This is a genomic window from Cupriavidus sp. 01L43 (assembly GCF_056399925.1).
This window is the reverse complement of sequence record NZ_JBFTSH010000009.1, coordinates 234641-241343: the sequence shown is the minus strand read 5'-3', so window position 1 is coordinate 241343 and position 6703 is coordinate 234641. Positions and strand designations below refer to the sequence as shown.

Here is a 6703-nt window from a genome sequence, read left to right as displayed (position 1 = left end):
CGGCGCTGGCCGCGCCGGGAACCTTAAGGAAGTACTGCTGCTGCCCGCTCAACGTTGCGCCGAGCGCGTCGAAACCCTCTGCCATCAGTCATCGCTCCGTAGCCGCCGCAGTGTCTGGCACTGCGCATGCGGCATACTAAAAGCGACGAATTAACCTCTACAATCGTAATTCCCTGAAACTGCTGGATGCGGGTTCAAAAGGCTGCGCGATAGATCCCCAGCGCGTCCGCCTCGCTCACTTCGCGCGGATTATTGACCAGCAGGCGGGTCTGGAGCATGGCGTCGCTGGCCAGGCGGTTCAGGTCGCCTTCCTTCACGCCGACTTCGCGCAGCGTGCGCGGGATGCCGGTGGCCAGCACCAGTCCTTCGATATGGGCGATCAGCGCGGCGGTCTTGGTTTCGCAGCTGCCGGTCGTGCCGGGCAGCACCACGTCGGTCAGTTCCGCGTAGCGCTTGCTGGCGGCGTCGGCATTGAACTTCATCACGTGCGGCAGCACGAGGGCGTTCGAGAGGCCGTGCGGCACATGGAAAATGCCGCCGATTGGGTAGGCCAGCGCGTGCACGGCGGCCACCGGCGAGTTGGCGAAGGCCTGGCCGGCGAACATCGCGCCGAGCAGCATCGCCTCCCGGGCATTGCGATCGTTGCCGTTGTCGCAGGCCAGCATCAGGTTGCGCGAGAGCAGGTCCAGCGCGCGGATGGCCAGCATGTCCGAGACCGGATTCTTGAGGTGGGCGCTGGTGTAGGCCTCGATGGCATGCACCATGGCGTCGATGCCGGTGGCGGCCGTGGCCGCGCGGGGCAGGCCGAGCGTCAGTTCGGCGTCGAGGATCGCGAGGTCGGCGAACAGCTGCGGCGCCACCACGCCCATCTTGGTGGTTTCGCCGGTCGTGACGATCGACACCGCCGTCACTTCGGAACCGGTGCCGGCCGTGGTCGGCATCTGCACCAGCGGCAGCCGGGCGCCGGTGACCTTCTTCACGCCGTACATGTCCTTGAGCGCCTGCGTGGCGGGCAGGAGGACGGCGATCAGCTTGGCCACATCCATCGACGACCCGCCGCCCAGCCCCAGCACCACCTCGGCATCGGCCTGGCGCGCGCGCTCGGTGGCGTCCAGCACGATGTGCTCGGGCGGATCGGCAATGACATCGTCGATCACGGTCACCTGCCAGTCATGCTTGGCGAGGTCTTCCAGCGCCGGCGCGAGCAGGCCGCTCTTGGCCAGGAAGCCGTCGGTCACCACGCACAGGCGCCTGGCCTGCGGGAACGACTCGCGCAGCAGGGCGCCCAGCCGGCGCGCAGCGCCGAATTCGACGATGACCGTCGGCACGGTCTGGAAGCGGAACGGGTTCATGTTGTCTCCGGGAGTTCGGGGCAGGCGGGGCGATCGGGGTCGCCCTTGCTCAGCAATGGGTGCCATAAGGCGGATCGGCACAGTATGCACCGGCCCGCCCGCCTGCATCACATCTGCAGGCAGAGGTACTTGATCTCGAGATATTCGTCGATGCCGTGGCGCGACCCTTCGCGGCCCACGCCCGACTGCTTGATGCCGCCGAACGGCGCCACCTCGTTCGAGATCAGGCCGGTGTTCAGGCCGACCATGCCGTACTCGAGCGCTTCGGCGGTGCGCCAGGCCCGCGCGATATCGCGCGTATACAAATAGGCGGCCAGCCCGTATTCGGTGGCGTTGGCGGCAGTTACTGCCTCGGCGTCGGACTTGAAGCGGAACAGTGGCGCCACCGGCCCGAAGATCTCCTCGCGGGCCATGCGCATGTCGGCGGTGGCGTCGGCGATGACGGTGGGGGTGTAGAACGTGCCGCCCAGCTTGTGCGCGGCGCCGCCGGTCAGCACGCGGCCGCCCTTGGCGCGGGCGTCGTCCACAAGCGATGCAACCTTGTCCAGCGCGGCGTCCTCGATCAGCGGGCCGATCGTCACGCCGTCTTCCAGCCCGTTGCCCACGCGCAGTTGGCCGGTGCGCTCGGCCAGCTTCGTGGCGAAGGCGTCGTAGATGCCGTCCTGCACGTAGAAGCGGTTGGCGCAGACACAGGTCTGCCCGCCGTTGCGGTACTTGGCGGCGAGTGCGCCTTCCACGGCGGCGTCCACGTCGGCATCGTCAAAGACGATGAACGGCGCGTTGCCGCCCAACTCCAGCGAGAGGCGCTTCACGGTGGGCGCCGACTGCGCCATCAGGATGCGACCGACCTCGGTCGACCCCGTGAACGACAGCTTGCGCACGATGGGGCTGCCCGTCAGCACGGCGCCGATGGTCTTGGCATCGCCGGTCACCACCTGAAGCACGCCGGCGGGAATGCCGGCCCGGTGCGCCAGTTCGGCCAGCGCGAAGGCGGACAGCGGGGTCAGCTCGGCCGGTTTGATGACGATGGCGCACCCGGCCGCCAGGGCAGGGCCTGCCTTGCGGGTGATCATCGCTGCCGGGAAATTCCACGGCGTGATGGCGGCGCAGACGCCCACGGGCTGGCGCAGCGTGACCAGGCGCTTGTCGGCGGCCGGCGTGGCCAGCACTTCGCCGTCCACGCGCTTGGCTTCCTCGGCAAACCATTCGATAAAGCTGGCCGCATACGCGATCTCGCCGCGCGCCTCGGCTAGTGGCTTGCCCTGCTCGCGCGTCATCAGGTAGGCCAGATCGTCCGTATTGGCGATCATCAGGTCGAACCAGCGGCGCAGCAGGTTGGCGCGTTCCTTGCCGGTCTTGGCGGCCCAGGCGCGCTGCGCTACCTCGGCGGCGGCGACGGCGCGCTCGGTCTCGGCCGCGCCCAGGTCGGCCACCTTGGCGATCACCTCCCCGGTGGCCGGGTCCGTGACGTCGAACGTGGCGCCGGAGTCGGCGCCAATCCATTGGCCATCCACATAGGCCAGCTGTTTCAGAAGCGAGGGATCCTTGAGTTGCATGGCGGCTTTCCTGAGCGGGTTGATTCATATCGTTCAATAGATGGAACGATATTCGGTATGTCGAACGTGAGCGTATGATACGCCCATGCACGGCAGACTGCCAACCGCCCGGAAGCGTTCCGCGCAGCCGGTACAATCCGCCCAACTCTTCCGTATTGCCCGATGCCCAAGTCCGCCTACAACGCTCCCGCCGATGATGCCGCGCCGTCGCTGAAGTCCACGTCGCCGGCGGTGGTGCGCGCGGTACATGTCATGGATGCCGTGGCCGCCGCCCCGGAACCGCTGACGCTGGCCGACCTGACCCGGCTGACCGGCGCGCCCAAGAGTTCCCTCCACGGCATGTGCGACACCCTCGTGCAGCTGCAACTGCTCAAGCGCCTGCCCAACGGGGCGATGGCGGTCGGCCCGCACGTGATGGCCTGGGCCAACGCCTTCCTGTCGCAGACGCAGATGACGAGCGAGTTCCGCGCGCTCTGGGAGCAGACCGATGCGTTCCACGACGCCACGGTCACCTTGTCGATGCTCGATGGTGCGGAGGTGGTCTACCTGGCCTGCCAGAACGGCGACCGCCCGCTCGGCGTCACGTTCCGCATCGGCATGCGCCTGCCGGCGCCCTACACGGCCACGGGCAAGGCGATGCTGAGCACGCTGCTGCCGGCCGAGGTGCGCGACCTGTTCGCGCCGGGCATGCCGCCGCCGCTCACGCGGGCCAGCGTGGCCGATGTGGATGGCTTGCAGGCCGAACTGGCCCAGGTGCGGGAGGTGGGATATTCGACCGACAACGGCCAGATGCGCGAGGGCATGACGTGCTTCGGTGCCCCGGTGTTCGACGCGGCCGCCCCGTGCGCAGCGGGCGCCATCGCGGTCAGCTACCTGACCAACGAGATCGATGCGGCCACCGGCGAGCGCATCGGCCAGCAGGTACGGGCGCTGGCGGACCAACTGTCGGCAAGGCTTGGCGCCCGGCGGTAACGTCCGCCACCGGGGAAGCCATCACGCGGTCAGGCCATGCTCGACCGCAAACACCGCCACCTGTACGCGGCTGGCCAGATTCAGCTTCTTGAGGATGTTCTGCACGTGGATCTTGACCGTGCTCTCGGCCACACCGAGGTCGCGCGCGATCTGCTTGTTGCTCTCGCCCCGGGTCAGCCCGCGTACGATCTCGCGCTCCCGCACGGTTAGCCGCGCGCCGTCCTCGGCACTCGGAGAAGGCGGTGCGGAAGGCTGCGCCGGCGCGCGGAACTGCGCCACGAGCTTGGCCGTCATGCCATCCGAGATCACCGGCTCGCCGGATGCGGCGCGGCGGATGGCCGAAGCCAGGAAATCCGCCTCGATATTCTTTAGCAAATAGCCCCGGGCGCCGCCGCGCAGCGCGCTGGCCAGTTCCTCGGCTTCCTCGGAGACGGTGAGGATCAGCACCGCCGTGTCCGGCAGGTCCTGCGCCAGCAGGGCCAGCGTCTCCAGCCCGGACAGCCCGGGCATGTTCAGGTCCAGCAGGACCACGTCGGGGCGATGCTGCTTGGCGCGCTTGAGCCCCTCCACGCCATCGGCCGCCTCGTCCACGACGGCAAAATCGGGCTGGCGCTGCAACAGCGCGCGAATGCCTGAACGGAACAGCGTGTGATCGTCGATCAGCAGGATGCGGATGGTCATGGCTGGAGACTCGCTTCGTTGATTTCGTTGGGCGCAGTGGCTTCGTTGGCTTCGCCGGCCACATGGGCGCCGGGCACGCGCAGGGCCACGCGGGTGCCGCGCCCGGGCGCGGAATCGATCGACAACTGCGCGTTGAGCCGCGCGGCGCGCTCGCGCATGATGTGCAGGCCCACCTGCATCTCGCAGCGCGTGGCGAGCCCGGCGGCATCGAAGCCCTCGCCATCGTCCTGCACCACCAGTTCGAGGTCGCGCCCGCCTTGCAGCCGCACCAGCACGTGGCCGGCCTGCGCGTGCTTGCGCACGTTGGAGAGCGCCTCCTGCAGCACGAACAGCACCTGCAACTGGGCATCGGGCGGCAGCGGCCGGGCGTTGTCGTAGCCCTCCACCTCCAGCCGCACCTCGGTGGCGCACTGCCGCCGGAAGCGCGCCACGGTGTCTTCTGCCGCTTGCCGCAACTCGCCCTGCGTGAGCCGGGTGCGGAAGTTCAGCAGCAACTCGCGCACATCCTGGTAGCTTTCGTCCACCCCGCAACGGAGCATCGGCACGATCGCCGCCACATCGGCCAGCGCCCCGCGCGAGACGGCATCTTCCAGCAGTTGGGCTTGCAGGTTCAGGTAGTTCAGACCCTGGGCGATGCTGTCGTGCAGGCCCTGCGCCACGAGGTTGCGCTCCTGCACCACGGCCAGCTGGCGCGCGGTGGCGGACAGCCGCTGGTGTTCGAGCGCCACGCCCAGGTGCTGCGCCAGCGTCTCCAGCAGTTGCCGGTCGGATGCATTGAGCACCCGTGGCGAGCGGAAGTGGAGCGAAAACATGCCGATCACCCCGCGCGGCGTGTCGATGCGGAACGCCGCGAAGCCGCCGAAGCCGCAGGCCATCGGCGGCGAGGGCAGTGCGTGGGTTGCAGACGGCCAGGCGACCACGCGCTGCCGCGTGGCCGCGCCGCAGTGGCAGGCATCGGCCGCCATGCGCTGTTCCTGCTCGACCAGCGTGGCGGGCAGCCCTTCGGAAACCACCATGTGGAGATTCTCCGGCACTGCATCGAGCATGCGCACGCTGCCGCCATCGGCGTCCAGGCGCCGCATGATCCGGGTCAGGAAGCCCCGGCACAGCGCCTCGGCCTCGTTCGGCTGGTTCAGGTAGGCGGCGATGTCGTAGAGCGTCTCGAGGTCGCGGTTGCGCCTGGCCAGTTCGGCGGTCTTCTGGGCCACGCGGGCTTCGAGCCCCCGGTAGAGTTCCTGGAGTTCGGCCGCCATCCGATTGAAGCCGGTGCTCAATGTGCCGAATTCGTCACGGCTGGTGACCGGCAGGCGCAGCGAGAATTCGCGGGCCGCCATGCGGCGCAGGCCATCCTGCAGCGTCAGCACGGGCAGGATGATCCAGAGATAGAGCAGGTAGATGACCGCGACGGTGCCCAAGCAGGCAATGGCGGCCAGTGCGGCCTGGGACATGCGCAGCAGGTCCGTCTTGCGCGCGTTGTCGGCCTCGATCATGCGCACCAGATGGTCTGCCTGCGCGACGAAATCGGACAGCGCGGCCACATAGGTGAGCGGTGTGCCGTCGGGCGCGTTCAAGTCCTGCTCGGCCAGCGGCTTCATCCGGTCGTCCCATGCCCGTGCCACGCGGTCGAGCTGGTCGTGGATGGCCGGCACGGCGGGCAGGAACAGCGGTCGTGTGGCGTCGCCCCGGCGCAGTTGCGCCAGCGTCTCGTCCAGCTGGGCGATCCGTGGCACAAGAGCGTGGGGTTGATGGGCGCGGGCGCGGGTCAGTTCGATCGCCACCGCGTTGGCGCGCATCCGCACGCTGCCGGCGTCGTTGATCGCCGCGCCGGCGCCTTCGAGGTTCCAGGAGAGCCACAATGTGCCGCCGATCATCGTCAGGACAACCAGCAGCGAGATCAGGGACAGCGAGATGATGCGGGTGGAGAGGCGGTGGCGCAGCCCCGGCAGCCCGACCGCCGAGGTGGCATGGGGGTCCGCGTGCGCATCGAACGCGGCGTCAGGAAAGCGGGCTGGCATGTTGTGGGGGCGAGGGCAGGGCGTGGGGACAGCTGCCATTCTGGTACCGGCGATTGCGCCGTTTCCTGCGCTGGATCAAATCGCCGACGGATGGGACGGGAACTTACGCGGGATTCGCATTCCGGCA

Annotated in this window: 5 protein-coding genes; 1 reads left to right on the top strand and 4 read right to left on the bottom strand. The window is 68.6% G+C overall.

Going from position 1 to position 6703, the window contains the following annotated elements:
• Window positions 1-194: 194 nt before the first annotated feature.
• Both AC1DP9_RS17195 and AC1DP9_RS17190 read right to left on the bottom strand, forming a co-directional pair.
• Window positions 195-1352: an iron-containing alcohol dehydrogenase gene (locus AC1DP9_RS17195; protein ID WP_454757668.1), complete on the bottom strand. Its 1158-nt coding sequence runs from the start codon at window positions 1350-1352 to the stop codon at window positions 195-197.
• 107 nt (window positions 1353-1459) lie between these two features.
• Complete coding sequence (locus tag AC1DP9_RS17190) at window positions 1460-2908, bottom strand: NAD-dependent succinate-semialdehyde dehydrogenase (RefSeq protein ID WP_441645582.1); 1449 nt, start codon at window positions 2906-2908, stop codon at window positions 1460-1462.
• A 162-nt stretch (window positions 2909-3070) separates the two neighbouring features.
• On the opposite strand from AC1DP9_RS17190, the gene AC1DP9_RS17185 reads away from it, so the two are divergent.
• Window positions 3071-3880, top strand: a complete 810-nt coding sequence (locus AC1DP9_RS17185; RefSeq protein ID WP_477108003.1) for an IclR family transcriptional regulator — start codon at window positions 3071-3073, stop codon at window positions 3878-3880.
• 21 nt (window positions 3881-3901) lie between these two features.
• On the opposite strand, the gene AC1DP9_RS17180 is transcribed toward AC1DP9_RS17185, so the two are convergent.
• Both AC1DP9_RS17180 and AC1DP9_RS17175 read right to left on the bottom strand, forming a co-directional pair.
• Window positions 3902-4561 carry a response regulator gene (locus tag AC1DP9_RS17180; RefSeq protein ID WP_441592852.1) on the bottom strand — a complete coding sequence of 220 codons (660 nt, stop codon included), beginning with the start codon at window positions 4559-4561 and terminating at the stop codon, window positions 3902-3904.
• Window positions 4558-6576 carry a type IV pili methyl-accepting chemotaxis transducer N-terminal domain-containing protein gene (locus tag AC1DP9_RS17175; protein WP_477108002.1) on the bottom strand — a complete coding sequence of 673 codons (2019 nt, stop codon included), beginning with the start codon at window positions 6574-6576 and terminating at the stop codon, window positions 4558-4560. Before AC1DP9_RS17175 ends, AC1DP9_RS17180 begins: the two co-directional genes overlap by 4 nt.
• Window positions 6577-6703 lie beyond the last annotated feature (127 nt).